Genomic DNA, 26,302 nt, shown 5'->3' on the forward strand with positions numbered 1-26,302 from the left:
CAACAAAGCCGGAACGTGTTTTACGCGCTCCGGCTTTGTTATTAATGAGCAGGCTCTTTTTTACCCGGCAATATCTTTTTGGCAAGCGTTACCACACCTACGGTTACCAGGCCCGCTGCCAGCCCAATACCAAACTCTTTTACCACTGCCCAAAGGTTTGGCAGCAGATGATGGAAGTATTCTATATTGTGTACGAAAATACCGCCGGAAACCAGTATGAGTGCAATGGTACCCACCACGCCAAGCAGTTTTATCACCAGCGGCAAAGCCTTTACCAGGGCGGTACCAATACCTGCCCAAAAACCTTTATTGCCCGAATGCCTGATAAGTCCGTAACCGGCATCGTCCATACGCACAATAAGTGCCACAATGCCATACACGCCAATTGTCGCAATAATGGCCACTGCCGATACGGTTAGCGCTTGTGTAAGTGTATCCTTACCTTCTACCGAACCAAGGGCAATAATTACAATCTCTACCGAAAGGATAAAATCCGTAGTTATGGCTGAGCGTACTTTGGCCTTCTCAGCGGCTTTTTCGTCGCCCGTATCTTCTTCAACAACTTCGTGCCCTTTTTTAGGGTGATGAAAAAAGTATTCGATCACCTTTTCTACGCCTTCGTAAGCCAGGTAGAAACCACCGGCTATCAGTGCCCATTTTATGGCAATAGGGAAGAAGGCGTTCAGCAATAAAGCTATTGGTACTATGATCAGTTTATTTACCAGCGAGCCTTTAGTAATTGCCCAAAGCACGGGAAGTTCGCGCGAGGATAAAAAGCCCGTCGCTTTTTCGGCATTCACGGCCAGGTCGTCGCCTAAAATGCCTGCGGTTTTGCGTGCTGCAACCTTGGTGGTTACCGCTACGTCGTCCATTAATGCGCCAATATCGTCTAAAATAGCAAATATGCCTGAAGCCATAGTATATGAGGGGTGGGGCTGCCGTAACAACCCGGTTATATAGTTTTAGTTTGTTAATATTCTACAAACTCTTCGTCGGGGTAGCACCAAAGCCATCGCTCGCCGGGTTGGGCCGATGCAATTACAGGGTGCTGAGTAGCTTTATTATGTTTGGTCATGTGCTTATGTTCCGATTGATCGCAGCACAGCGTAACGCCGCAGCTTTGGCAGGTACGCAAGTGGAACCAGGTGGCGCCTATCTTCATACATTCCTCGCAAACATGGTCGTCGCTAAGTTTTACTTCGGTAATGGCCTGCAGGTGTTGGCAGAGGTTTGGGTCGTTCATGGGGTAGTTGATGTTGTTGGGCTAAGGTAGCGAATAATTTTTAACTCACGTTCTGGTTTATTTTACCGCAAAGTGCGCAAAGAAAAAACGCAAAGAAGCGCAAAGCCTGTGTTGCTTTTTATTTTAAGAGACATAAAAATAGCTGAAATACGAAAGTTAAATATCATAATAGTGCACCTTTCTAACTTTTAACCGCTTTGCCAAGCCCTTTGCGTTCTTTGCGCTAACCAACACGCTAATTCTCTGCGTTCTTTGCGGTAAAATAGCCACATAACTATTCCATAATGTTTTAATATTTCCCATAAAAAAGAAGTTTTAATACTAAAAATATTAGTAATTTTGAATTGCTATGAATTGGGAAAGGATAACGGAGAAGTTGAATATTCTGGCAGATGCTGCCAAATATGATGTATCGTGCGCCAGCAGCGGCAGCAAACGGAAGAACGAAAATAAAGGACTTGGCAACGCCAGTAACGGCATTTGCCACTCGTATACCGAGGACGGGCGATGTGTATCCTTATTAAAGATATTGCTCACCAATCATTGTATTTTCGATTGTGCCTATTGCGTATCGCGAAAGAATAATGATATCAAGCGTGCGGCCTTCACCGTGCAGGAAGTAGTTGATCTTACCATCAACTTTTACCGCCGCAATTACATCGAAGGGCTATTCCTGAGCTCGGGTATTTTTAAGGATGCCGACTACACCATGGAGCGCCTGGTGCGCGTAGCTAAAAAGCTACGTACCGAACATAATTTTAATGGTTACATCCACCTTAAATCTATCCCCGGCGCCAGCGATGAACTCATGGACGAGGCAGGCCGCTGGGCCGATCGCCTCAGTGTAAACCTGGAAATGCCTACCGAGGCGGGCCTTAAACTGTTGGCTCCGGATAAAAACCAACAGGATATGATCAAACCGATGGGCTATCTCAAAAACGCCATTATTAAACATACCGAAGAAAAAAAGCTTTTTAAAAAAGCACCGCAATTTGCGCCGGCAGGGCAGAGTACGCAAATGATCATAGGCGCCACGCCCGAAAATGATAATGAGGTGCTGCATTCGGCCAATTACTTTTATAAAGCTTTTAAATTGAAGCGGGTTTATTATTCCGGCTATGTGCCCGTGCTGGTCGATAACCGCTTGCCCGCGCTAAATACCGCCGTACCCATGGTGCGCGAGAATCGCCTTTACCAGGCCGACTGGCTCATGCGTTTTTATGGCTTTAAGGTGAACGAGATCGTAAACCATGCTCAGCCACATCTCGATCTGGATATCGACCCGAAACTGGGTTGGGCCATACGTAATCTGCAGTCCTTCCCGGTTGATATTAACAGGGCCGATTTGCAAATGATATTACGGGTACCGGGGATAGGGGTGCAGTCGGCGCAAAAAATTGTGAAGGCACGCATGTTTGGCAAACTCAATTGGGATAACCTGAAACAGATGGGGGTGAGCCTTAACCGCGCCAAATACTTTATTACCTGCAATAGCAACACTTTTGAGCGGCGCGACTTGACGGGCGAGAATATCAAGCAATACATATTGGCCTCGTCGCAAAGTAAATACCTCAAAAATTCGCAAACCCAGCTAAACCTGTTTTAAGTTATGGCGCTAACCACATTAATATACGACGGCACCTTTGAAGGATTGCTTACGGCTGTATTCGAGGTGTATGCGCATCGCCTGCAACAGGTCAAGTTGCATGTGGGCGAATTGCAAAACGCGGCGATGTTCGAGCAGGTGATGCATGTAGTTACCGATGAAACCCGCGGCGGCAGGGTGCTGAAGGGTTTAAAAGAGCGCCTGTCGCCAATGGGCGTACAGCGGCTTTATGTAGCGCATTTGGCAGGCATAGCAGGGGAGGATGCTAATTTGCTGGGTTATATGCGTTACGCCTTCGATTCGGAAATGAATATTGAGGAAGATTATGGTAACCGCTATGTGCTGCGCGTATCAGAGTTGGTGCGCATGATGCGGCGCGAGAAACACCGGATGGAAGCTTTTGTGCGCTTTCAGCAACTGAGCGATGGAACATTTTATGCCGCCATAGAACCCGACTTTAATGTGCTGCCATTGCTTAACCGCCATTTTAAAAGCCGCTACGCCGACCAAAAGTGGATGATATATGATATCAAAAGAAAGTATGGGCTTTATTACGACCTGCACGATACCCAATTTATAGAAATGGACTTTGCCGAAACAGGCAAGCCAGGTGTTGCGGTAGCGGCTTACAGCGAAGATGAAGCTGTTTATCAGCACCTTTGGAAGAACTATTTTAACAGCGTAAACATCGCTTCGCGCAAAAATACACGGCTGCATGTGCGGCATATCCCCAAAAGGTACTGGAAGCATTTAACCGAGAAAATTTGAGTTTTCGATAATTTACGCGTTTTCTCTCCAAATAAATTTTCTTCTTTTTTGTTGATTTTGCTGTTTTAATGTGGATAAGCTTTTATGACCTGAATGTGAGCTAACTACGTAAATGATTGTGGGATAATAATTATTTAATGTTGATAAAGTGTGAATTGCTGTTAATAACGTGTTAAGAAGAAGTGCGAAAATATTTTAAAAAATCCTTGACAGATATAGGGTAAAGTCCCGATATTGTAGATATCAAGAACGACGTACTTTGACAGCCTTACAGGAAACGAGAAACTGAATCGGGCGAACTTTCGGGGGAGCTAAAGATCAGGGGACGTTCCTGAATCAGATGAAGAGGAAAGATGCGACAGCAACACTACTTCGAAATTTGGTTAACGGGGTGCTACAGGATCTGCAAAACTTTACGAAGAACGGCAGGCAAAGTAGTGGCCACGCAGCAATTAGCGTTAGCAAACAATGGTTCGGTTTTGGTTCTTTGAGGAGACGAACAGTATCGGTGTTGCACAGATAACGGCAGGTGCCGACTTCCCCTCGGGAGGATGGCAAATTCAAAGGTTCGCAAGTATGCCCTAACCGGATCCTCGCAAGAGGAGCATGGATAGACCAGCGCTACAGGCGGCATTGAAAGAGAGGCCTCCGCAAGGAGACAGGCAAAGCCCTATCAGCGAGCAGTACACGATGGTTCGGTATCAGCAGGAACAATGAACAGTATCTGCGTTAGCAATTAACAACAAGGAAAGCGGGCCGGTTAAAATTTACACAAAACTTGATGCTCACGGGAGGCTATGGCCAAACGAGGGTTAGGAAACGGAAGTCAATTCGCAAGAGGAGGCTTCCGTTTTCCTGTTTTAGGGGGATTTTGTTAATATTTAAACATGCCGACGCCAAAGGAAAACAGATTTAAATCCACCCGATCGCAAGAGATGTTAAATACCAATCAATTTCTTATTCTGTACGGGGAAGCATTCCCCGAACTTGAGGGTGAGATATTTGACAACGATTACCGCGGCTTGCTCCCTTTACAAGTAGGTTTATTGGGTAGCCACATAAATTACTACATTAAAAGTGGAATGCTGAAAGAGGTAAAGCGAGTGTTCATCTTTTTCGAGCAAATGATGCCGCAGGTTAATTCGGAAGTTGAAAATGCCTTAGTTGTTTCTTTTTTGGAGCATGTAAAAATGGATGGAGACAACGAGAATGAAATTGCTGCGCGCAAACTCCTGGCCCCTCAATACCTGCAACTATGGAAGAGTTTAAGGCAGGTGATGTTACCACCTAAAACACCGCCCGGTAAAACCAAAACAAAACGACGCAGGTGAGACCGTTCATATCATTGAGGTTAAACTTATCCGGTTATTGGTTGGCTAAAAAAAAACTCTCATTTTTCGTGTGAATCTTTAGGCCGGCTCTCTTATCTAAAATTTTTAACTCTCGTTTCGTCTTACCTTTTCCCAACCAAATTCCTTATTTTAGCTTTTGATGAACAAGGATAATACAGACAGGGGCGACCGTAAAAAGAAGATATTTGTGCTGGATACATCAGTTATCCTATACGATCACAACGCTTTCCAAAACTTCCAGGAGCATGATGTGGCCATCCCCATACAGGTGCTGGAAGAGCTCGATAACAAAAAGAACGGGAACGATACCCGCAATTTTGAGGCGCGCAGTTTTATCCGCCTGATGGACGAATTATCAAAAAGCCAGCTGATAAATCAATGGATGCCGTTGAACGGCAAAAGCAAAGGCAGCTTTAAGGTGGTGATGGACGCCAAAAACACCAGTGCCGATGCCGAGGAGGTTTTTGGCTCGGATAAGATAGACAACAGGATACTCAATGCCGCACTGGGCGTGCAGTACGAAAACCCCGATAAAAAGGTGATCCTGGTATCAAAAGATATTTGCCTGCGCCTTAAAGCAAAGGCACTTAACATACATGCCGAGGATTACGAAACAGGTAAAGTAAAAAACATTGAAGAGCTGTACAGCGGTAAAACGGTATTGGATAAGGTTACCGAAAAGCTGTTGGGCAAGCTGAATAAGAATGATAACCTCGCTGCCGAAGAGCTTAAGATTCAACCGCAAAGCAACCAGTTTTTTGTGCTCAACGGTAAAAATGGCACCTCATCGGCATTTTATAATAAGCAGAGCGGGCAATTTGAAAAGGTAACCGAGCAGCCGGTATTGAACATCCATCCGCGCAACCCCGAGCAGGCCTTTGCTATACATGCGTTGCTGCACCCGGATATTAAGCTGGTTACCATACAGGGCAACGCAGGCACAGGTAAAACATTACTGGCGCTGGCAAGTGCGCTGGAGCAGCGCAAGCACTACCGCCAAATATTTGTTACCCGCCCTATAGTACCTCTTAGTAATAAAGATATTGGCTATTTGCCCGGCGATGTAAAATCGAAGATCGATCCCTACATGGCGCCTATTTGGGATAACCTGAAGTTTATAAAAGACCAGTTCGCCGAAGACGAGAAGATGCAGGCCAAAATAGATGAGCTGGTATCTAACGATAAAATATCCATCACGCCGCTGGCCTTCATCCGCGGGCGCACGCTGGCTAAAATATTTTTTATTGTAGACGAAGCGCAAAACCTTACCCCGCATGAGGTAAAAACCATCATATCCCGCGCAGGCGAAAACAGTAAATTTGTTTTCACGGGTGATATTTACCAGATAGATACGCCATACCTCGATGCCGAGAGTAACGGCCTATCGTACCTTATTGATAAGGCAAAGGGGCACCCGCTTTACGCGCACATCACCTTGCAAAAAGGCGAACGCAGCGAGCTGGCAAATTTGGCTACCGAATTACTGTAGTATTGTAATGCAGCAGTTAAGCTTTTTTGATGGCGGCTTGCAAAGCCCAAAGCTTCCTGTGGAACTGATGGATTACCGCCCTGCGTTTTTTAGTGCGGAAGAAAGCGGCAGGTTGATATCGGCCTTAAAACAAAACATTCAATGGAACCAGGAAACCATTTTGATGTATGGTAAGCTGCTGAATACACCGCGCCTTACTGCCTGGTATGGCGATAACAGTAAAACCTACGCCTTCTCGGGCAAAAGTTACGACCCATACCCCTGGACGAAAGAACTGCTGGAAATTAAACACCGTGTTGATGCCGCTGCCGGTATCACCTTCAATAGCGTATTGCTTAACCTGTACCGTAACGGGAACGACTCGGTAGCGTGGCATGCCGATGATGAGCCCGAACTGGGCCGCAACCCGATCATCGCTTCGGTAAGTTTTGGGCAGGTGCGCAGGTTCGAGGTGCGGCACAAGGCTGATAAAAAGCAAAAATATTCGGTGGATTTAGAGAACGGCTCTTTGCTTATTATGAAAGGCGACTTGCAGCACCACTGGGAGCATCAAGTCCCAAAATCGACAAAAGCATTGGGCGAACGTATCAATTTAACCTTCAGGGTTATAAGTTAAACGGCTTGTGCGGGCTTTATAAAAAAGCGTTCTTCGTTGTGCACTTCCAACACCTTCAGTTCGTCGCCAACGCAAATGATGCCGTTGCCGGTATGCACCAAATTCTGCCCGAAATATATCTTGTTGTTTTTTAATCGATACCGGGCCAGCGTTTTTAACGGTTCCTTACCCTTAACGGCGGTTTGCTGGTCAACGGTGGTCATCACACAGCGGGCGCAGAGTTTTACGCCATATATATCGACCCCGTTTATGGTAATATGCTTCATGGTATCTTCGCTGTAAGGCTCACCTCCGCTGAAGACGATATTGGGGCGAAAACGGTCCATTGGCAGCTTTTCCTGCAATCGGTTGTTTAGATCGTTGAGCGATTCTTGCCCGATGAGCAGCATCGGATACCCGTCGGAAAAAGAGGTGACCATGCCATCCAAAGTATAACGTGGGTCGGTAGGGCGCAGGCTATCGTCGGGCATGTACACCAGGCGTGCGGGTATGCCCAATTTTTCGGTAAACCATTTATCAACTTCAGCACTTACCAATTGCCCGGGGCAGGTATCGTCCCAAATGGTCACATCAACCATCTCATTGCTCTGCGGAAAGAAGGGGATAGTAACAGATGTACCGTCCGCGCGATAGGTAACCATTAAGCCATCGTCCGTTATTTCGGTGGCTAATAGCGCCATTTGAATGTTTTCACGCTGCGATAGGAAGCGGTTGTTGTCATCTATCAACATCCACCGGCGATCGTGCTGCAAGCCGCGGTCGGTAAGGTTGGCGGTATTTAACGAAATGCCGCCTAACGATTTGATAGGATAGATATATAGGGCGCTTACCTGTAACATACTGTAAAGTTAAGGGTTTGGTAACACCTAACTATTGCCATAAGGTAATAAATACAAGTTTTACAAAGCATCTTCCCCAAAACTATTCACCATTCTCTACTCACCAATCTCTAACCTCTTTTACGCAATCGTTTGCATTTGCAATTATTAATCAATAAACTTGTTCATCAATTATCACCGCCGGTACCGGCATAACGCTAAATTTATGTTTACAGATACTCCAAACCTTAATGGGAAGGCTACGGCCCAAAACACGTACGATGCAATTGTTGTTGGCTCGGGTATCAGCGGTGGCTGGGCCGCCAAAGAGCTTACCGAAAAAGGGCTAAAAACAATTATGCTCGAACGCGGGCGTAATTTTGAACATATAAAAGATTATAAAACGGCCAATAATAACCCATGGGATTTTGAGCATCGCGGCAATGTAACACAGGCACAGCGCAAGCACAGGCCGGTAATATCGCGCAACTGGGGAGCACAGGAGGCCATAATGGATTATTGGGTAGATGAGCAGGAAGCACCTTACACCGAAGTAAAGCCCTTTAACTGGTGGAGAAGCTACCAATTGGGCGGCCGCTCTATTTTATGGGGACGGCAAAGCTACCGCTGGAGCGACTTTGATTTTGAGGCGAATGCCAAAGACGGCTGGGCCATAGACTGGCCCATACGCTATGCCGAATTAGCTCCATGGTACGATCATGTGGAAACCTTTGCCGGTGTGTGCGGTTCAAAAGAAGGCTTGCCGCAACTGCCCGACGGTAATTTTCTGCCACCTATGGATATGAACTGGGTGGAGCGCGATGTGGCAGCTTCTATCAAAAAGAAATTTGGCAGGCACATGATCATAGGCCGTGCGGCCAACCTTACCGCGGCCATACCGGGGCGTACCAAATGCCAGTTCCGTAACCGCTGTTGGGAGGGTTGCCCTTTTGGCGGGTATTTCAGCACGCAGTCGTCTACCTTGCCGGCTGCTTTGGCCACCGGGAATTTAACCGTAAGGCCAATGTCTATAGTCACTAAAATACTGTATGATAAGGATACCAAAAAAGCAAAAGGGGTAGAGGTACTGGATGCCGAAACCAACAAAACCTATGAGTTTTACGCTAAAATAGTATTTGTGAACGCCTCGGCACTCAACAGCGCCTGGGTACTGATGAACTCGGCGACCGATATTTGGCCCGACGGCTTAGGCAGTAGCAGCGGCGAATTGGGCCATAACATTATGGACCACCACTACAACCTGGGTGCCAGCGGTATTATGGAAGGCTATGAGGATAAATATTACTATGGCCGCCGCGCCAATGGGGTTTACCTTGCCCGTTTTGCCAACCTGTTTGGCGATAAACGCGATTACTTGCGCGGCTTTGGCTACCAGGGCGGGGCTGGCAGGCAAGGCTGGAGCCGCGATATTGCTGAGCTAAGCCTTGGCGCTAAATACAAAGAGGCCCTTACCGAACCCGGCGCATGGCAAATGGGTATTGGTGGCTTCGGCGAGTTATTGCCTTATCACGAGAACAAGATAACCCTTGATAAAACGCATAAAGACAAATGGGGACTGCCTGTTTTATCTATGGATGCCGAGATAAAGGAAAACGAAAAGAAAATGCGCGTTGATATTGTGGCCGAAGCTAAAGCCATGCTGGAAGCCGCCGGTGTGAAGAATGTAGAAACGCACGATTATGGCCATAACGTAGGCGACGGCATACACGAAATGGGTACCGCACGTATGGGCCACGACCCTAAAACTTCGGTATTGAACAAGCACAATCAGGTTTGGGATGCCACCAATGTGTTTGTTACCGATGGTGCTTGCATGACCTCTGCCGCCTGCCAAAACCCATCGCTTACCTATATGGCGCTAACTGCACGTGCAGCAAACTTTGCTGTAGAGGAATTGAAGAAGGGGAATATATAGGCCAGTGATCGGAGTTTAGAGATTAGAGATTAGAGGTTTGTTGGGATACGCTAAGCTAAGCCCAATGCTCGTCCATATTGCATATTTGTTTTTTGGCTTTAATTGTTAGCTTTAGGCTATAAATTAAAGCCTTTATCATTAATGGATCCCGCTAAACCTAAATCGTCGGTTTATTTTGTTATTAGTATTGTGGCAGTATTATACCTGCTTGCGCTTGCAGGTATACAATTTTTTATACAGCAATACTTTATAGCCGGTTTCATGTTTTTTTTCGCGGTAGTTGGCATTTACCGTTTTAGTAAAGAGATCAAGGGCAAAACTACCCGTCTTCCCGGCCAACTGATTTTTATTACATTGGGAAGTGTTTGGACTTACAGGGATTACAATAAATATACCCTGAAAAAGGAATTAGCTGCCTGGCAGCAGAAGTTTGGAACTTCGTATAATCATGTGCGGGTAAAAATAGGTGCGCCCACTATCCCCGCAGACTGGAAGCCCGATTACGCCGATTTAGCACACATGTACTGGAATAACAAATTTATATCAGGCCACTATCATAAAATGATAGTTTTTGACACGCTTAAAGCCATTGCCCATGAAGAGGATGTTTATAAACTCGACTCTTTAAAGGGTAAAGAAAGATCTATTGAAATAATAACGCAATATGCACGGGATGGCAGAAGCGATTCGATATTTTATAGATATTATCAGACAGGCAGCGATATGCAAATTATAACCCATCAAAAGGCAGATAGCCTTTTAGATGCAGAAAAATTATCAAGGGATTATTAGTTATAGCTATCAGCAAGGCTTATTTTATATAGCCAAGCGTTCCCCATTATCACCCTCAAACGAAGCCTTATTTATTGACCTGTATCAATGGTTAAGCCTCGCGGTTATGTTACCTTTGCGGCAATATTTTTCGTTTACATATCTTTCAACTGAATGCCGGTAACTGCAACTACTCATACACCAACTACTCCGTTAACTAAAAACCTGTTCATCATTTTCACCATCGTATTCGGCGAGTTCCTTATCATGGGTATTTCGCTGGGTACATTACCTGCTTACGTGCACGATGCGTTAGGTGGTAGTAATGTTATAGTTGGCGTGGTTGTTGGCCTGCAATATTTAGCAACGCTGTTAACCCGGCATTTGGCAGGCCAATCTGCCGATGGGCGGGGCGGTAAGGTAACGGTTGCAGTTGGTTTAACGTTATCGGCTGTTTCGGGGTTGTTTTGTTTGCTATCGTTGTTTTTTAAAACCAATATCCTTGCTAGCCTTGTTTTGTTGTGCGCAGGCAGGATATTGCTCGGTGTTGGCGAAAGCTATCTGGTTATAGGCATTTTTGCCTGGGGGTTTGTGTTGGTTGGCCCTACTAATACAGGTAAGGTAATGGTATGGAACGGATTGGGTATGCACGCGGGCATGGCACTGGGGGCTCCGTTAGGTATTTTTCTGCAGAGCCATTTTGGGCTTGCTACGGCGTTCTCTGGTATTGTAATGATGCCGCTTCTTAGTTTTTTAGCGACAAATATGCTCCCTAATATACCGCTGCCTAAGTTGGAGAAACGTTTGCCGTTTTATAAAGCTATAAAACTGGTATGGCGCTCGGGTACGGGTTTGGCGTTGGCCAGTATTGGCTTCAGTGGTATTGCCTCATTCATCACCCTTTTCTTTTTACAACGCGGCTGGGCAAATGCATCGCTGGCCATCAGCGCCTTTGGGGCGGGGTACATTGTTATGCGTTTGTTTTTTGCCCACTATCCCGATAAGTTCGGCGGTGCGCGCGTTGCCATGGTTTGCCTGGTTGCCGAAGCTACCGGCCAATTGCTGATATGGCAGGCACCCGGCGGGTTTTACGCTATTGCGGGTGCGGTGCTAACAGGCTGCGGCATGTCGCTGGTGTTTCCTTCGTTCGGGCAGTTGGCCATTAAAAATGTATCGGTAGCCAACCGGGGTATGGCCATGGCGGCCTACAATGCCTTTTTTGATCTGGGGATGGGCATTACTGCACCCATAGCAGGGCTTATAGCTGGTGGTACTCATTACGAATACATTTATTTGCTGGGCGGTATAGCTGCCATAACCGGGCTGTTATTGGCCGTGCGCGAATATTTGGCGGCTAAAAAAACAAGCGTCCCGCTTAATGCGTAGTTTTGTGCCGTGAGCACAAAGCCAAAGCAGCAACTTGCCGAATATATTCAAAACGTTATACAACTAACCGATGAGCAACTGGACCTGGTGCTGAGTTATTTTAAACCGGTGCGCCATGCCCGCAACGAACTGTTGCTGAACATAGGGCAGGTAAACCGTTACATGAATTTTATTGAAGAAGGCTGCGTGCGCTTCTACTTTGTACGTGATGACGGGCAGGATACCACCCGCCATATAGCTTTCGAAAACCAGTTCGCTACAGGTTTGGCCAGTTTTATTTCGCAGCGCCCATCAATGGAGGCGCTGCAAGCCATGGAAGATACCAGCCTGTTGCGTATAAGCCGTGATGATTTTTACCATTTACTTGATGTGATCCCCACTTGGGAGAAATTCTTCAGGAGCTATCTGGAATATGCTTACATGAACAACCTGAGCATTTATCAACGCGAGATAATGAAGGATGCCGCCGATCGCTACCGCGAATTATTGAGCAACAACCCCGAAGTGGTAAAGCGGCTGCCCAACAAGATAGTAGCCTCGTACCTCAATATGTCGCCCGAAACCTTGAGCCGACTGAAGTCTAAAAACAAATAAGGCGAAGAGTAGCCCTTCACCTTATTTGTTAAGCCTGATATTTAAGCTTATTTCGTTGTTTCGCCTGTATTTAAGTTCACCGGCGCTGGGTAACCTTTACCTTGGAGCGCGGCAATAGGCACCGCAATTTCTGTTTCGCCTTTTATGGTACGGGTTACCTTGCCTTCTTTAGAGCGGGCCACTTTACTTGCTGCAACGCCATCTTTGGCAGGAGCAAGGCTGTCGGCGGCAATAGCATTGCCGCGCGGGTCGCGGTTCATTTCATCAAGGGCATTGCTCAAAGCTGTTTTCTCAGGCTCGGTCAGGCTGTTATAGTCGATGCCGTAGGTGCTCAGCAGTTGTTTGGCATTATCCAAAGTATTAGTGCCGCGTTCGTACACATCCCTGTAGATATGCAGCGCGCCGCCTTCAGCTACAATAGTTTCGTACCGCAAGTCAACAGGTATCGAATTTTTAAGCTTTACCGACTGCGTTTTGCTGCCTTTTTTGGCTTTGATGCCATCAGCGGTAATGTCAAGCCCACCCAATTGGGCAACCGTAGCGGTAAAATCCTGCACCTGTTTATTAGTAAGCCCCACACAGCCGTGTGAAGCGAAGTTGCCTATTTTTTCCAAGTCTTTACCGCCATGTATCAGCGAAGGCATACCTATTGGGATCTTTATCACGCCTAACGGGTTATCCTCATTAGCCCCCGAAACTTTTACGCCCGGCTGAAATTTACCACGAACCCAAGGTTCATCAGGCGGTGTCCAACTCGGGTTAAATATGATAGTGTCGGCACGGCGCATACCTGTTGGCAACGGGAACTCGGGATAGCCGATGCCAACTTTGTAGCTTTTGGTCAATTTACCATCCTGAAATACATCCATACGGAAAGCAGGGGCATTTACAACGATGCGCGTATCAGCGGGGACAAAGTTTGGTTTGGTAGGGGCTAAGCCTTCAAGCCCTTTGCTATAGCGTTCGTTCACCAATTGCTCTAATTGCTGTGCTCTATCGTCGCCAATAATTTCTTTCAGTTTTTCGCGGTATTGTTGCGATGCTTCGCGAGCCGAACGGGCATCGGGGCCATCTTCGGTAAGGTCGGCAACAGAAGTATGCGCCGCGGCTTTAAGCTTGGTTATTTGCTCGGCAGTTAGCCCAAGTTGTTCTTTTAGCGAAGTCGAAAAATCTTTCTCGTAAAAAAGCGCATCCAATGCAGGTAAGGTAAGGCTCGCCTGCGATGGAGCGGGTGTTTTCTTAGCGATAGTATCTTCCGTTGTTGTTTCGGTTTTATCTTTCTTCTGCCCGTCGCCGCAGCCGGTTATCAAGGCTGCTGCTATCAATGCAGGTAATGCCAGCAACAGGGTATTCTTTTTTATTTGGTAGATATTCATGTATAGGCAACAGGAGGAGATACCGAATTGTTTAAAGCACATTCATTTGTGAATAGCCATGAGCGACTCAAATTGCCTGTTATTTCGGTTAATTTTATCACGCAAAAACGCTAAGCCGCAAAGAAAAAGTGAAAAAAAACTCTTACCAGTTTGCAATGCTCTCTGTGTTCTTTGCGCTCGCCGTCTCGCTAATTCTTTGCGTCCTTTGCGTTAAAAAATCTACGCCAAGCTGGAAAGAAAATATCAGCAGATTGTTACAGTCCGTTCTGCAAACTCTCTAACCACATGCAAAGCTCTCCGCGAACCTCCGTGTAACCTCTGCGAACTCCGCGGTTAAATAACCACCAAATCAAACCACTCCACATTGATAACCAACCCTTCCAAAATGAAAGGGTTTTTTACCGCCATGTAATTCTTGCAATAAATCAAATATTTAATTATCAATTAGTTAAATAATGAACTTCAAAGTTGGTACCTCAATTGGCATACCCGGTGAAAATAATATTGAAATGATCACCATCATCCTATTCCTCGCCCTCCTCATCACCAGCTGGGTAATTTTTAAATCTATCGACTGGTTCGAAAAAATCTAACACACCATGATAGCATTATTCATCATCTCCATCGCAGTTTTCCTATACATGGTATACGTACTGCTTAAACCCGAAAACTTTTAATCCCCTAGCAACACCATGAACACAGAACTATTTGGGATCGGTGCCTCGTTTTTGCTGATGCTCATCATTGGCATACCACTGGGCAAATACCTGGCAAAAATGTTTGCCGGCGAAAAGGTATGGACCGATTTTATGAAACCCCTCGAAAACGGCATCTACAAACTATCGGGCATAAACCCTAACGAGGGTATGGACTGGAAACAGTTTTTAAAAGCCATGATGAGCATCAATATCGTTTGGCTGGCCTATGGCTTTTTTGTATTGATGTATCAGGACAAGCTGCCCCTAAACCCCGACGGCAACCCCGGCATGACGGCCGATTTAGCCTTTAACACTATCATAAGCTTTGTAGTGAACTGTAACCTGCAGCACTACAGTGGCGAAAGCGGTGCCAGCTATTTGATACAGCACTTTATATTCATGTTTTTGCACTTTGTAAGTGCGGCTACGGGTATTGCCTGCGCAGTGGCCTTCTTTAAAGCCTTCCGCGATAAAACAACTACCAACCTGGGTAACTTCTGGAACTATTTTGTAAAGGCCATTACCCGTTTACTATTGCCTTTATCTGTTGTAGTTGCCCTGATATTAACTTTCAATGGTACGCCAAGCAGCTACGCAGGTAAAGATCAATTCATATCCCTGCAAGGCGATACCGTAAACGTTTCGCGCGGGCCGGCTGCACAAATGATCGCCATTAAACACCTGGGTACTAACGGCGGTGGGTGGTTCGGTGCCAACTCGGCGCACCCGCTGGAAAACCCTAACTATTTAACCAACATCACCGAGATCGTTTCGCAAATGATCATCCCGATAGCGATGGTGCTTTGCTTTGGTTATTTCATCGGCCGTAAAAAGATCGGTTGGGTAATATTCGGGGTGATGATGATAGGTGCTTTAATGCTCCTCATTCCGAGTATCAGTAGTGAAACGGGTGGCAACCCTGCCATTGCCAAAATGGGTATAGCTCAGCCAACCGGCGCTATGGAAGGTAAAGAAGTGCGCATTGGCCCAACCGCCACTGCTTACTGGAGCACGCTTACTACCATTGTATCAACAGGGTCGGTAAATGGTATGCACGATAGTACCATGGCACTTACCGGTTTATGGCAATTGCTTGGCATGATGATCAACGGCTTCTTTGGCGGTTGCGGTGTGGGTGTGCTCAACTACTTTATCTACCTTATTATAGCCGTGTTTATTTCAGGCTTGATGGTAGGGCGTACGCCTGAGTTTTTAGGACATAAAGTGGAGGCCCGCGAGGTTAAGATAGCCGCTTTGATCACTTTGCTTAGTCCGTTTTTAATTATGGCGGGTACTGCATTGGCTGCTTATGTTTTCACCAGCCACGGCAATGCCGATTGGGCCATAAAGCCTTCTGCCTGGTTAAACAACCCCAGTTACCACGGCTTCAGTGAAATGTTGTACGAAATGACTTCTGCCAACGCCAATAACGGTTCGGGCTTTGAAGGTTTGGGCGATAACAACATCTTCTGGAACGTAAGTACCGGCGTGCTGATGATCTTAGGCAGGTTCCTGCCCATTATTGGCCCGGTAGCCATTGCCGGTTTATTGGCCAAAAAGAAATTCATCCCTGAATCTGCCGGTACCTTAAAAACCGATACCGTAACCTTTGGGCTAATGACCTTTGCGGTAATACTGGTACTGAACGCATTATCATACTTCCCTGCGCTGGCCCTTGGCCCAATTGCAGAATATTTTTCAATGATAAAATAAATAAACACGCCAGCCCGCCAAGCTGTATCCGCTGCTTAGAGGAAAGGTTTTAAAAGTCTCCCCCTTCAGGGGGAGATTTAGAGGGGGCTAATACTTTACTATCATGACAACCAGATCAAATAAATTATTCGAAGCGGCTTTAGTGCAATCGGCACTACGCGAGTCGTTCACCAAACTTAACCCTAAGGTTATGCTGCGCAACCCGGTAATGTTTACCGTGGAAGTGGGTACCGCCATAATGGCCTACATGTGTTACTATAGCTTTACACATACCGGGCAGGGTTCGTTCGCTTATAACCTGTTCATTTTTATTGTGCTGTTTTTAACTCTGCTGTTCGCCAACTTTGCCGAGGCCATTGCCGAAGCACGAGGTAAAGCACAGGCAGACAGCCTGCGCAAAACCCGCGAGGAAACCCCGGCCAAAGTATTGTTAAAGGATGGCAGCGTTGTGAGCAAATCATCTAACGAGCTACGCAAAGGTGATGTGTTTGTTTGCGAGGCAGGCGATACTATCCCAACCGACGGCGAGATCATCGAAGGACTGGCTACGATTGATGAATCGGCCATTACCGGCGAATCTGCTCCCGTTATCCGCGAGGCAGGTGGCGATAAATCATCCGTAACAGGTGGTACCAAGGTACTGTCGGACAATATTAAAGTAGTTGTAACCACCGAGCCGGGCGAAAGCTTTCTGGATAAAATGATCGCACTGGTAGAAGGTGCATCGCGCCAAAAAACGCCTAACGAAATAGCCTTGACTATTTTGCTGGCCAGCTTTACGCTCATCTTCATTATTGTGTGCGTTACGCTGAAACCCTTTGCCGATTATGCAAATACCCCCATCACTATAGCTGCGTTAATATCGCTTTTCGTTTGTTTAATTCCTACAACTATCGGTGGCCTGTTATCGGCCATCGGTATTGCGGGGATGGACAGGGCCTTGCGTGCTAACGTAATAACCAAATCGGGCAAGGCTGTAGAAACCGCAGGCGATATAGACGTATTGTTGCTGGATAAAACCGGCACCATCACCATTGGTAACCGTAAAGCCACACAGTTTTGGCCAGCCCCCGGCGTGTTACCTGCCGACCTGGTGAAAGCTGCCGTACTTTCTTCATTGGCAGATGAAACGCCTGAGGGTAAATCTATCATAGAATTGGCACAGCATGGTGATATGAAAGTATCGCTTGCAACGCCTAAAGATGCCGAGTTCATCAAGTTTACTGCCGAAACCCGTGCAAGCGGTATTAACACTCCCGACGGACTGCGCATTCGCAAAGGTGCTTTTGATTCTATCAGGAATATGTCGGTAAAAGCCGGTAACCAGTTCCCTGCCGATGTGGAAGAACGCGTTAAGGCCATTGCATCAAACGGTGGTACCCCGTTGGTGGTGGCCCAAAACGAAAAAGTATTGGGAACTATCGAGCTGCAGGATATTATAAAACCCGGCATTGCCGAACGTTTTGAGCGCCTGCGCAAAATGGGTATAAAAACCGTAATGGTAACCGGCGATAACCCTCTTACTGCCAAATTTATAGCTCAAAAAGCCGGTGTGGACGATTTTATTGCCGAGGCTAAGCCCGAAGATAAAATGAACTACATTAAACACGAGCAGCAAAACGGCCGACTGGTAGCCATGATGGGCGACGGTACAAACGATGCCCCCGCACTGGCACAGGCCGATGTTGGCGTAGCCATGAACAGCGGTACACAAGCTGCCAAAGAGGCCGGCAATATGGTTGACCTGGATAACGACCCAACCAAACTAATCGAGGTGGTTGAAATTGGCAAGCAATTGCTGATTACTCGCGGTACGCTAACCACTTTCTCGATAGCTAATGATGTGGCCAAGTACTTCGCCATTGTGCCCGCGCTATTCATTGCATCTATACCGGCGTTGCAGGCCATAAATATTATGCATCTGCACAGCCCGGAGAGTGCTATACTGTCGGCAGTGATATTTAATGCCATCATTATCCCGTTGCTGATACCGTTGGCGCTTAAAGGTGTGGAGTACAAACCTATTGGTGCCAGTGCCTTGCTTCGCCGCAACTTGCTCATATACGGTTTGGGTGGTGTTATAGCGCCTTTCATAGGCATCAAATTAATTGACCTTGTTATTTCCCTGTTCTTCTAATTAATTAAGAAAATGAAAAATTTAATGACATCTATACGCTTAACGCTGGTACTTGTAGTACTGCTGTGCGTAGTATATCCAATAGTAATTGCTTCTGCCGGTAAACTTTCAAAAGGCAAAGGTGATGGCGAAACCGTGTCTGTAAATGGTAAAGTAGTAGGCTATGCCAACGAGGGGCAAAGCTTTACCCAACAAAAATATTTTTGGGGCAGGCCATCGGCAGTTGGTTACAACGCGGCGGGTTCGGCAGGCTCTAACAAAGGCCCAAGCAACCCCGACTACCTTAAAGATGTGGCTGGCCGTATAGATACTTTATTAAAGTACCACCCATACCTGAAACGCAGCGATATCCCTGCCGAGATGGTAACCGCAAGCGGTAGCGGTTTAGACCCGGATATTTCGCCCGAAGCTGCCAAAATTCAAATAAAGCGTATTGCCGAAGTACGCGGCCTAAGCGTAGAGCAGGTTACCAAATTGGTTGATGCTCATACCGAAGCACCTTTATTGGGCATGTTTGGCCCGGCTAAAGTGAATGTGTTGAAATTGAATGTGGGTTTGGATGAATTAGCAAAACCTGCGAAGTAACTAACTGAAAAATTTTACCGCAAAGAGCACAAAGAAAAAACGCAAAGAGCGCAAAGCCTGTATTATGGTTATTGTTTAAGCTAAAACTTACTATTCAGTTTGCAAAGCTTTGCGATTCTTTGCGCTAACCACGATGCAAATCTCTGCGCCCTTTGCGGTTAATCGAACTATAGATGAAAAAACTAATATTACCGGCAATACTTCTTGCCTCCCTAACTGTAAAGGCTCAGGACACTACTAAAACCGACCCGCCATTAACCATATTCGGCTCGGTTGATACTTATTATAAATACGACTTCTCAGGCCACCGCAATGCAGCGGGTTATGGCAATATCCCTACCAGTTTTGCTTCCGATCAAAATTCGGTGTCGTTGGGTATGATAGACCTGGGTGTGAAAAAGAAAGTTGGTAAAGCCTCGTTCGTGGGCGAAATGTCTTTCGGCCCAAGGGGGCAAGCACAATCTATACCCGATGGGGGCAGCAACGGCCAATCGTACCATATCCAAAATTTATATGTAGGGTATGATGTTACCGATAAATTGAACTTAACTGCCGGTTATATGGCAACATTCGTAGGGTACGAAGTAGTATCGCCTGTAGGTAATTTCAACTACTCTACATCGTACCTGTTCACCAATGGCCCGTTCCAAAACGCGGGTATTAAAGCTACCTACTCCTTCAGTAGCAAAGTAAGCCTGATGGCCGGTATTTTTAACGATACATGGAACAACTACCAGTCGAGCCGCGATGTATCAACCTTTGGTGCACAATTATTTATAAGCCCTGTGAACGGCTGGACAGCCTACTTTAACATACTGAGCGGAAAAACATCGGGTACAATATTCGACCTTACCACCGCTTACCAAATTACCAATGCCTTTAAATTAGGTTTGAACGGTGCCACCTTTTCGGCACCTGATGCCATTGGCGGTGGTTTTGAAGGTGTAGCTTTGTACCCGCAGCTGGCTGTAGCTAAAGATGTTGTTTTAGGCTTGCGCGGCGAGTATTTTAAAACCAAAAACGGTGGTTATACACCTGCCGGCCCGGCAGCGCGGAAGTCGGTAATGGCGTATACGCTTACGGCTAACTTGAAAGCCGGCCCGCTTACGCTGATACCCGAGGTTAGGTTAGATAACGGCAAACAGGCACAATTTATAAACAGCAATGGCGGCCCAACAAAAACTGCATCGCAATTTTTAGTGGCGGCGGTATATGTATTTTAATAAACACGAATTTCACGAATTGAATCGAATTTCACATATCGTTTTGGCGAATTAACCACAGAGAACACAGAGAGAAAAGCACGGAGGTTCACAGAGAGCTTTGCAAACTGATCAAGAGTTTTTGATTCTTACTTTGCGGCTTAGCGTCTTTGCGTGAAGTAAAATATTGCGTAGAAAAAACTCTGCGAACCTTCGCGTAACCTCTGCGAACTCCGCGGTTAAATAACCACCATGCAAATAAAGATGGAACCAGATCAAAAAGACACCTCCGTAAAAGACTTCATCGAACTGGTGAAGAAAAGCAGGCGCGGCAAGCTGAAGATATACATTGGCATGAGCGCCGGTGTGGGCAAAACTTACCGTATGCTGCAGGAGGCGCACGCTTTGCTGAAAAACGGTATCGACATACAGATAGGTTACATTGAAACCCACAACCGGGCCGAAACGCATGCTTTGCTGGCAGGTATACCGGTTATCTCGCGCCGCAAAACCTTTTACAAAGGCCGCGAACTGGAAGAAATGGACCTGCAAGCCATTATTAACCGCCACCCCGAGGTAGCTATTGTTGACGAACTGGCCCACAGTAATATCGAAGGCAGCAAAAACAGCAAGCGCTGGCAGGATGTAATGGATATACTGGAGGCGGGCATCAGCGTGATAACTGCCATTAACATCCAACACCTCGAGAGCCTGAACGAAGAAATAGAAGATATTACCGGAATCCCCATTACCGAACGCGTACCGGATAAGATACTGGAGGTGGCCGACGAGATCGTGAACATCGACCTTACAGCAGATGAATTGATAGCCCGCTTGAAAGAAGGCAAGATATACGATAAGGCCAAGGTAGAAACGGCGCTGCAAAACTTCTTCCGGAACGAGAAGATACTGCAGCTGCGCGAGATAGCGCTAAAAGAAGTTGCCCACCATTTGGAGCGGAAGATAGATATTGAGGTGCCGAAGCAAATAAAGCTGCGGCCCGAAAGATTTTTGGCCTGTATATCATCCAATTCCGAAACGGCCAAGATCGTCATCCGCAAAACGGCAAGGCTGGCATCATACTATCGTTCGCCTTGGATAGTATTGTATGTGCAAAGCAGCAGCGAGAGTTTAGAGCGCATTAAACTGGATAAACAGCGGCACCTCATCAATAATTTTAAGCTGGCAACGGAATTGGGTGCCGAACTCATCAAAATAAAAAGCGACGAGATAACCAAAACCATTATGAAAGTAGCAGAAGAAAAAGAAGTAACCACCATTTGCATAGGCAAGCCACACTTAAATTTGTGGCAGGTGATACTAAGAACGGCTATATTTAACGAGTTACTAAACAAAATTGCAGCAACAGAAACCGACCTGGTAATACTATCATGAAAATAAAAACTAAACTCCGCCTGGGCTTCGGCTTTTTATTTGCCGTGGTGATGCTTTTTGGCGCAACTGCGTTGTTTTACCTGCGCGATGTTTCGGAGAGTTCTAAGATCATCCTGAAGGACAATTATAAAACGTTAGGCTTTGTACGTGAGATGCGCACAGTGCTGGACGATAATACGCTTCCGCTAAATGGTAAAGCCGTGAAAATTTTTGAGAACAACCTGGCAGCGCAGGAGAACAATGTTACCGAACCCGGCGAAAAGCAGTACACCCAAGACCTGCGAAAGGCATATACTGAGTTGAAAACCGCCACGGATGGTGCCGTTGCTACAAAGAAAGTAAGGCATTTCCTTGCCGAGATCGAGCGCGTAAACATGCAGGCGATAGTACATAAGGACGATGTGGCCCGCAAAAAAGTTGATAACGCCACCTTTATATTGGGTTTGGTCGCCAGTTTCTCGTTCCTCGTGCTCTTTAGTTTCAGTGTGAATTTTCCGGGTTTTATTGCTAACCCATTGAGGGCACTTGTTGATGGTATAAGGGAAATAGGCGAGAAGAATTATAATAAACGCCTGCACTTTGCCCATAACGACGAATTTGCCGAAGTGGCAATTGCTTTTAATAACATGGCCGAGAAGCTGAATGAGTGGGAAACAAGTAATCTGGCTACCGTAGTATCCGAAAAGCGCCGCATCGAGGCTATCATTGAGCAGATGCAGGATGCTATTATAGGGGTCGACGAAACGCGGGAAGTGCTTTTTATAAACGATGCCGCCCGCAAGGCCCTCAATATAACTGATGAAAAAGCCGTAGGCAAAACAACAGATGCCTTGCTAAAAGGTAACGATCTGTTGCGCTTTATCCTTCAGGACGATGCTACGGCCAAACCGATCAAGATAGTATTAGACGGACGCGAATTGTATTTTCAACTGCAAAGTAGCAGCATTGTAGTACCCAGCCTGAACGAACCTGCCGAAGTGTTGCGTATAGCCAACCGAAGCGCGGGTAAGGTTTACATATTAAAGAACATCACGGAGTTTAAAGAACGCGACGAGGCTAAGACTAACTTTATTGCTACCATATCGCACGAGTTGAAAACGCCTATCTCATCTATAAAAATGAGCCTTAAACTGCTAAACGATGAGCGCATTGGTATTATCAACCCCGAGCAGCAGCAATTGGTTGAGCATATTAAAGATGACAGCGACCGCCTGCTGAAAATAACCAGCGAATTGCTGGAGCTGTCGCAGGTAGAAACGGGTAATATTCAATTGAATTTTGTGCCTGTAGAACCGATGAAGATAGTGGACTATGCCATCACCTCCATCAAATTCCAGGCAGAGCAGAAGAAAGTGGAACTGCAGGTAATTAGTGCCGATAAACTGCCCGAAGTGCACGTGGATATCGAGAAAACGGCTTGGGTACTGGTCAACTTCCTGTCGAATGCTTTACGCTATAGTGCAGAAAAGTCGAGGATAGTGATACAAGTATCAGCACAAAAGAATGAAGTGGAGTTTTCGGTAAAAGATTTTGGTAAGGGGATAGAAGAAGCCTACCAAAAACGCCTGTTCGACCGTTACTTTCAGGTACCAACTGATGGGCAAAACAAATCAGGCTCGGGCCTCGGCTTGGCCATCTCTAAAGATTTCATAGGCGCACAAGGCGGCACCATAGGCGTGGAAAGCGAAATAGGCGCAGGCAGCAGGTTTTATTTTAGATTGCCGGTAGGGTAGTAGTCCATAGTCGATAGCCCATGGTCCATAGCCAAAGTGTTATTCAAGGTCACGTCATGCAGAATTTATTTCGGCACAGCACACGGCAGGTAACGGTTATGCAAAGCGGCTTAGCATTGTGGCTTGTATGATGGGGTTCTGAAACAAGTTCAGAATGACGTTGAGCGATGGGAAATCACCGCAGGGTCTCTTGAAAAGGCCCCCTGAGGTGACGAACTATCTGTATTTACCCTGAGCTTTTTTATCCAATTGCATATTGTAATGTTTGCGCGGCCTGCAAAATACTTTTTCTATGTGTTGGGCCGGCGTAAGGTCGCCGTCAAGTATATTTACATCTGCTAAAAGGCGAAAGGTTTTTATTTTCTTAAGCGAGTTCAAAAAACTGATTGAATCTATTTTGCCGCAATCCGTAAGTTTCAGTTCCTCTAAATTTACAAGTGCACTTAAAACCTGGTAGTTTTTTATAGCGCGGCAGGTATCAATATTAAGCGATCTAAGGTTAACCAAGTGAGATATATCCTCTATCGATGCCAGTAAGTAGCATGCACCTACGTCACCGCAGGGTCTCTTGAAAAGGACCCTGCGGCAACGGAATTTTTTTGGAAACGGAATCATCCGATTCCCATCGTTTACATAAAACTATCCGCTTCCCTGTACGCTTTTATCAGCGCCAGTTCGCCTTCTTTGCCTTTGCCGGCGTTGCCATGTTCCATACCTACCACGCCTTTATAGCCTTTATTGTAAATGTGCTTGAATATGTTTTTGTAATTAATTTCGCCGGTGCCGGGTTCGTTACGACCGGGGTTGTCGCCCACCTGGTAGTAGCCAATTTCACTGATGCAGAGGTTTAACGTTGGGATGATATTGCCCTGGTTACGTTGTATGTGGTACATATCGTACAGTGTTTTGCAGCTTGGGCTGCCTACGGCTTTGCAAATAGCGTAGCTTTGGTCGGCCGTGCGGAGGAACAAGTTAGGGTTATCGCTTAGTGGCTCCAAAACCATCATAATTCCGTGCGGCTCTAATATGGCTGTCCCTTTTTTAATGGCTTCTATTACATTGCCGGTTTGTACGCCAATAGGCAGGTTACGGTCGAAATCGCCCGGTACTACGGTTACCAGCTTGCTGTTGATGCGTTTGGCAACCTCTACCGCCTGTTGGCACGATTTGATGAAATTATCGATATGTTCCTGCTTGCCCGAAGCCAGCATATTGCCATCATTACTCAAGCCCGGCTGTACAAATACGCCCATGGCCATACCCAGTTTAGCTAATGTTTCGCCAATTTTGCTTTGCTGATCCACCGGGCGGCCGCTCATGCCGTTATCTTCAATAGCGCGGAAGCCCTGCTCGTAGGCAAATTTTATCTGGTCTATAAAATCGGGCCCGGCGTGGTTTTTAAACATGCCATCGTGTATGCCATAATTTAGGTTGAAGGGTTTGCCAGAGAGGGATGAATAGTCGTTATCGGAAGTAGCTGCTTTAGCAATACCGCCGCTTAGCAAAGCGCTGCCCGCTACCAACGAGCTTTGTACAAAATTTCTGCGTTTCATTAGGTTGCTTTATTTGGAGGAAGCAAGATAGGGGAAATGAACGGAATGGCAAACTGAGATGTTTTGAATGTCGAACACCGAATTTCGAATAATGAATGTCAAATTTTAAAACTTCATCATTCGAAATTGGGCATTCGATGTTCGATATTATTTCCCAACCTCAAACACCCTTACCGTTTTTACATACCGGCTTTTGTAATAGCTGTTCATGGGCGTTTCGGTAACGCCAAGGTTATCGTGGCCCGAGGTGGAGTGTATAAAACGCATTTCTTGCCCGGGCGTAGCTAAAACAATACCCATGTGCCCAACAACCCGTAACGTACTATCGGTGCCTGTAAAGAGGATCAGGTCGCCGGTTTGGGCATCTTTCAGGTCAACTTCGTGGTGCATGTAAGTAAAATCTACCGACGTACGCGGCACGGCAATACCGAAGTGGTTGAATACGTAGCTGATAAATCCCGAGCAATCGAAACCCTCGTTAGGGTCTACCGAGCCGTATTTGTAGGGTATGCCATTTAGTGTTTGTGCAAAGGCAGCCAGTTCGGTTGGCGTGGTTTGGCCGGTTACAATACGTGTGGTATGCCCGGCACTATCTGGCGTTGGCGGCTGTATAATGCCATACTTTGTTTTCTTTACCGTATCGCCCTCGCCGGTTATGATATAGGTAGGCTCTTTAGGCCCGTTGCAGGCGCAAAAAGCAAGTAAAAATAAAATAATATGCCAGTGCTTTATTTGCATAAGTAGTTGAATACAAATAATAAGCCAATAATTTTGAGCCGAGGTTGGTCGAGTCCGTTTTAAAATTCCCCTCTTGAGAGGGGGCGGGTGGGGAAGTGCGATTGCAGGGGGGGTAGGGAGCTTGTAAACGACGTAAATATTTATAAAAGGTATAGCTCAACGGCCATTACGCTGAACTTTTTGCCATAATAACAGAACTTATTTTTGCATAAAACCCAACGAAAATTCTTTAATTGCAGCCCGTTTACCAATTAAAAACCATGAAACGTTATTGCCTCACGCTCGACCTGCACGACGACCCTTTGCTTATTGCCGAATACGAGGCTTACCACCAAGCCGTTTGGCCCGAAATTTTGCAAAGCATCAGCGGTAGCGGCATCCACAACATGGAAATATACCGCTACAGCAACCGCCTGTTCATGATCATGGAGGTTGATGAATCGTTCAGTTTTGAGGCCAAAGGTGCGGCTGATGCCGCCAACCCAAAGGTGCAGGAATGGGAAGAATTGATGTGGAAATACCAGAAGCCGCTGCCAGGCGCCAAACCCGGAGAAAAGTGGATGTTGATGGATAAGATATTTCAGCTATAAGGT

At 46.3% G+C, this 26,302-nt stretch carries 24 protein-coding genes; 18 read left to right on the plus strand and 6 right to left on the minus strand.

Going from position 1 to position 26,302, the window contains the following annotated elements:
- Window positions 1-41 precede the first annotated feature (41 nt).
- Window positions 42-917, minus strand: coding sequence for a DUF808 domain-containing protein (locus BC343_RS01185; RefSeq protein WP_078345890.1), 876 nt, complete (start codon window positions 915-917; stop codon window positions 42-44).
- Window positions 918-970: 53 nt separating this feature from the next.
- A complete protein-coding gene (locus BC343_RS01190; RefSeq protein ID WP_078345891.1) occupies window positions 971-1,243 on the minus strand; it encodes a UBP-type zinc finger domain-containing protein in 273 nt (90 codons plus the stop codon).
- Window positions 1,244-1,592: 349 nt separating this feature from the next.
- Here BC343_RS01190 and BC343_RS01195 point away from each other — a divergent pair, with 349 nt between their 5' ends.
- The 5 genes from BC343_RS01195 to BC343_RS01215 all read left to right on the plus strand — a co-directional run bounded on the left by BC343_RS01195 (window position 1,593) and on the right by BC343_RS01215 (window position 7,074).
- Window positions 1,593-2,849, plus strand: coding sequence for a putative DNA modification/repair radical SAM protein (locus tag BC343_RS01195; RefSeq protein ID WP_078345892.1), 1,257 nt, complete (start codon window positions 1,593-1,595; stop codon window positions 2,847-2,849).
- Window positions 2,850-2,852: 3 nt separating this feature from the next.
- On the plus strand, window positions 2,853-3,617 hold the full coding sequence (locus tag BC343_RS01200; RefSeq protein WP_078345893.1) for a TIGR03915 family putative DNA repair protein: 765 nt from the start codon (window positions 2,853-2,855) through the stop codon (window positions 3,615-3,617).
- Window positions 3,618-4,504: 887 nt separating this feature from the next.
- Window positions 4,505-4,948: a DUF7674 family protein gene (locus BC343_RS01205; RefSeq protein ID WP_143822027.1), complete on the plus strand. Its 444-nt coding sequence runs from the start codon at window positions 4,505-4,507 to the stop codon at window positions 4,946-4,948.
- Window positions 4,949-5,108: 160 nt separating this feature from the next.
- Window positions 5,109-6,458 (plus strand): PhoH family protein, encoded by a 1,350-nt coding sequence (locus BC343_RS01210; protein WP_078345895.1) that lies wholly within the window; start codon window positions 5,109-5,111, stop codon window positions 6,456-6,458.
- A gap of 7 nt (window positions 6,459-6,465) precedes the next feature.
- A complete protein-coding gene (locus tag BC343_RS01215; RefSeq protein WP_078345896.1) occupies window positions 6,466-7,074 on the plus strand; it encodes an alpha-ketoglutarate-dependent dioxygenase AlkB family protein in 609 nt (202 codons plus the stop codon).
- Here the strand turns inward: BC343_RS01215 and BC343_RS01220 are convergent.
- On the minus strand, window positions 7,071-7,913 hold the full coding sequence (locus BC343_RS01220) for an MOSC domain-containing protein (protein WP_078345897.1): 843 nt from the start codon (window positions 7,911-7,913) through the stop codon (window positions 7,071-7,073). The genes BC343_RS01215 and BC343_RS01220 overlap by 4 nt on opposite strands.
- Window positions 7,914-8,118: 205 nt before the next feature.
- On the opposite strand from BC343_RS01220, the gene BC343_RS01225 reads away from it, so the two are divergent.
- From BC343_RS01225 to BC343_RS01240, 4 genes are all read left to right on the plus strand, one after another.
- A complete protein-coding gene (locus BC343_RS01225; protein WP_078346466.1) occupies window positions 8,119-9,828 on the plus strand; it encodes a GMC oxidoreductase in 1,710 nt (569 codons plus the stop codon).
- A gap of 141 nt (window positions 9,829-9,969) precedes the next feature.
- Complete coding sequence (locus BC343_RS01230) at window positions 9,970-10,620, plus strand: hypothetical protein (protein ID WP_078345898.1); 651 nt, start codon at window positions 9,970-9,972, stop codon at window positions 10,618-10,620.
- 153 nt (window positions 10,621-10,773) lie between these two features.
- Window positions 10,774-11,985 (plus strand): MFS transporter, encoded by a 1,212-nt coding sequence (locus BC343_RS01235; RefSeq protein ID WP_078345899.1) that lies wholly within the window; start codon window positions 10,774-10,776, stop codon window positions 11,983-11,985.
- A 9-nt stretch (window positions 11,986-11,994) separates the two neighbouring features.
- Window positions 11,995-12,579 (plus strand): Crp/Fnr family transcriptional regulator, encoded by a 585-nt coding sequence (locus tag BC343_RS01240; protein ID WP_078345900.1) that lies wholly within the window; start codon window positions 11,995-11,997, stop codon window positions 12,577-12,579.
- A 47-nt stretch (window positions 12,580-12,626) separates the two neighbouring features.
- Here BC343_RS01240 and BC343_RS01245 read toward each other — a convergent pair whose 3' ends face one another.
- Window positions 12,627-13,955: a L,D-transpeptidase gene (locus tag BC343_RS01245; protein ID WP_162276799.1), complete on the minus strand. Its 1,329-nt coding sequence runs from the start codon at window positions 13,953-13,955 to the stop codon at window positions 12,627-12,629.
- Window positions 13,956-14,410: 455 nt separating this feature from the next.
- Here BC343_RS01245 and BC343_RS30915 point away from each other — a divergent pair, with 455 nt between their 5' ends.
- The 8 genes from BC343_RS30915 (at window position 14,411) to BC343_RS01280 (ending at window position 23,418) form a co-directional block, all read left to right on the plus strand.
- On the plus strand, window positions 14,411-14,548 hold the full coding sequence (locus BC343_RS30915) for a hypothetical protein (RefSeq protein WP_156088731.1): 138 nt from the start codon (window positions 14,411-14,413) through the stop codon (window positions 14,546-14,548).
- 6 nt (window positions 14,549-14,554) lie between these two features.
- Window positions 14,555-14,632 carry a potassium-transporting ATPase subunit F gene (locus BC343_RS31925; RefSeq protein WP_078346467.1) on the plus strand — a complete coding sequence of 26 codons (78 nt, stop codon included), beginning with the start codon at window positions 14,555-14,557 and terminating at the stop codon, window positions 14,630-14,632.
- Between the two features lie 15 nt (window positions 14,633-14,647).
- The gene (kdpA, locus tag BC343_RS01255; RefSeq protein WP_078345902.1) at window positions 14,648-16,366 is read left to right on the plus strand and encodes a potassium-transporting ATPase subunit KdpA; all 1,719 of its coding nucleotides are present in this window, start codon (window positions 14,648-14,650) and stop codon (window positions 16,364-16,366) included.
- A gap of 103 nt (window positions 16,367-16,469) precedes the next feature.
- Complete coding sequence (gene kdpB / locus BC343_RS01260) at window positions 16,470-18,503, plus strand: potassium-transporting ATPase subunit KdpB (protein WP_078345903.1); 2,034 nt, start codon at window positions 16,470-16,472, stop codon at window positions 18,501-18,503.
- A gap of 12 nt (window positions 18,504-18,515) precedes the next feature.
- Entirely contained in the window at window positions 18,516-19,088 is a 573-nt protein-coding gene (locus tag BC343_RS01265) for a K(+)-transporting ATPase subunit C (RefSeq protein ID WP_078345904.1), read from the plus strand.
- 173 nt (window positions 19,089-19,261) lie between these two features.
- The gene (locus BC343_RS01270; protein ID WP_078345905.1) at window positions 19,262-20,311 is read left to right on the plus strand and encodes a porin; all 1,050 of its coding nucleotides are present in this window, start codon (window positions 19,262-19,264) and stop codon (window positions 20,309-20,311) included.
- Between the two features lie 243 nt (window positions 20,312-20,554).
- Complete coding sequence (locus tag BC343_RS01275) at window positions 20,555-21,685, plus strand: histidine kinase (RefSeq protein ID WP_078346468.1); 1,131 nt, start codon at window positions 20,555-20,557, stop codon at window positions 21,683-21,685.
- Window positions 21,682-23,418 carry a HAMP domain-containing sensor histidine kinase gene (locus BC343_RS01280; RefSeq protein WP_078345906.1) on the plus strand — a complete coding sequence of 579 codons (1,737 nt, stop codon included), beginning with the start codon at window positions 21,682-21,684 and terminating at the stop codon, window positions 23,416-23,418. The genes BC343_RS01275 and BC343_RS01280 overlap by 4 nt, the downstream gene beginning before the upstream one ends.
- A gap of 629 nt (window positions 23,419-24,047) precedes the next feature.
- Here the strand turns inward: BC343_RS01280 and BC343_RS01290 are convergent.
- Window positions 24,048-24,971 carry a hydroxypyruvate isomerase family protein gene (locus BC343_RS01290; protein ID WP_078345908.1) on the minus strand — a complete coding sequence of 308 codons (924 nt, stop codon included), beginning with the start codon at window positions 24,969-24,971 and terminating at the stop codon, window positions 24,048-24,050.
- Window positions 24,972-25,118: 147 nt separating this feature from the next.
- The gene (locus BC343_RS01295) at window positions 25,119-25,709 is read right to left on the minus strand and encodes a C40 family peptidase (protein WP_078345909.1); all 591 of its coding nucleotides are present in this window, start codon (window positions 25,707-25,709) and stop codon (window positions 25,119-25,121) included.
- A 260-nt stretch (window positions 25,710-25,969) separates the two neighbouring features.
- Between BC343_RS01295 and BC343_RS01300 the strand changes: the two genes are divergently transcribed.
- Window positions 25,970-26,299, plus strand: coding sequence for an L-rhamnose mutarotase (locus tag BC343_RS01300; protein ID WP_078346469.1), 330 nt, complete (start codon window positions 25,970-25,972; stop codon window positions 26,297-26,299).
- Window positions 26,300-26,302: the final 3 nt, after the last annotated feature.

This window comes from Mucilaginibacter pedocola, from assembly GCF_002013915.1.
In the GTDB taxonomy this organism is placed as follows: Bacteria; Bacteroidota; Bacteroidia; order Sphingobacteriales; family Sphingobacteriaceae; genus Mucilaginibacter; species Mucilaginibacter pedocola.

What these genes read in the sequence shown, in the direction of transcription:
- BC343_RS01220 (WP_078345897.1), bottom strand. Translation starts at nt 7,913, where the DNA reads ATGTTACAGGTAAGCGCCCTATATATCTATCCTATCAAATCGTTAGGC.
- BC343_RS01190 (WP_078345891.1), bottom strand. Translation starts at nt 1,243, where the DNA reads ATGAACGACCCAAACCTCTGCCAACACCTGCAGGCCATTACCGAAGTA.
- BC343_RS01205 (WP_143822027.1), top strand. Translation starts at nt 4,505, where the DNA reads ATGCCGACGCCAAAGGAAAACAGATTTAAATCCACCCGATCGCAAGAG.
- BC343_RS01290 (WP_078345908.1), bottom strand. Translation starts at nt 24,971, where the DNA reads ATGAAACGCAGAAATTTTGTACAAAGCTCGTTGGTAGCGGGCAGCGCT.
- BC343_RS01300 (WP_078346469.1), top strand. Translation starts at nt 25,970, where the DNA reads ATGAAACGTTATTGCCTCACGCTCGACCTGCACGACGACCCTTTGCTT.
- BC343_RS01265 (WP_078345904.1), top strand. Translation starts at nt 18,516, where the DNA reads ATGAAAAATTTAATGACATCTATACGCTTAACGCTGGTACTTGTAGTA.
- BC343_RS01270 (WP_078345905.1), top strand. Translation starts at nt 19,262, where the DNA reads ATGAAAAAACTAATATTACCGGCAATACTTCTTGCCTCCCTAACTGTA.
- BC343_RS01295 (WP_078345909.1), bottom strand. Translation starts at nt 25,709, where the DNA reads ATGCAAATAAAGCACTGGCATATTATTTTATTTTTACTTGCTTTTTGC.
- BC343_RS01215 (WP_078345896.1), top strand. Translation starts at nt 6,466, where the DNA reads ATGCAGCAGTTAAGCTTTTTTGATGGCGGCTTGCAAAGCCCAAAGCTT.
- BC343_RS01230 (WP_078345898.1), top strand. Translation starts at nt 9,970, where the DNA reads ATGGATCCCGCTAAACCTAAATCGTCGGTTTATTTTGTTATTAGTATT.
- BC343_RS01245 (WP_162276799.1), bottom strand. Translation starts at nt 13,955, where the DNA reads ATGAATATCTACCAAATAAAAAAGAATACCCTGTTGCTGGCATTACCT.
- BC343_RS01275 (WP_078346468.1), top strand. Translation starts at nt 20,555, where the DNA reads ATGGAACCAGATCAAAAAGACACCTCCGTAAAAGACTTCATCGAACTG.
- BC343_RS01195 (WP_078345892.1), top strand. Translation starts at nt 1,593, where the DNA reads ATGAATTGGGAAAGGATAACGGAGAAGTTGAATATTCTGGCAGATGCT.
- BC343_RS01280 (WP_078345906.1), top strand. Translation starts at nt 21,682, where the DNA reads ATGAAAATAAAAACTAAACTCCGCCTGGGCTTCGGCTTTTTATTTGCC.
- BC343_RS01235 (WP_078345899.1), top strand. Translation starts at nt 10,774, where the DNA reads ATGCCGGTAACTGCAACTACTCATACACCAACTACTCCGTTAACTAAA.
- kdpA (WP_078345902.1), top strand. Translation starts at nt 14,648, where the DNA reads ATGAACACAGAACTATTTGGGATCGGTGCCTCGTTTTTGCTGATGCTC.
- BC343_RS01185 (WP_078345890.1), bottom strand. Translation starts at nt 917, where the DNA reads ATGGCTTCAGGCATATTTGCTATTTTAGACGATATTGGCGCATTAATG.
- BC343_RS30915 (WP_156088731.1), top strand. Translation starts at nt 14,411, where the DNA reads ATGAACTTCAAAGTTGGTACCTCAATTGGCATACCCGGTGAAAATAAT.
- BC343_RS01200 (WP_078345893.1), top strand. Translation starts at nt 2,853, where the DNA reads ATGGCGCTAACCACATTAATATACGACGGCACCTTTGAAGGATTGCTT.
- kdpB (WP_078345903.1), top strand. Translation starts at nt 16,470, where the DNA reads ATGACAACCAGATCAAATAAATTATTCGAAGCGGCTTTAGTGCAATCG.
- BC343_RS31925 (WP_078346467.1), top strand. Translation starts at nt 14,555, where the DNA reads ATGATAGCATTATTCATCATCTCCATCGCAGTTTTCCTATACATGGTA.
- BC343_RS01210 (WP_078345895.1), top strand. Translation starts at nt 5,109, where the DNA reads ATGAACAAGGATAATACAGACAGGGGCGACCGTAAAAAGAAGATATTT.
- BC343_RS01225 (WP_078346466.1), top strand. Translation starts at nt 8,119, where the DNA reads ATGTTTACAGATACTCCAAACCTTAATGGGAAGGCTACGGCCCAAAAC.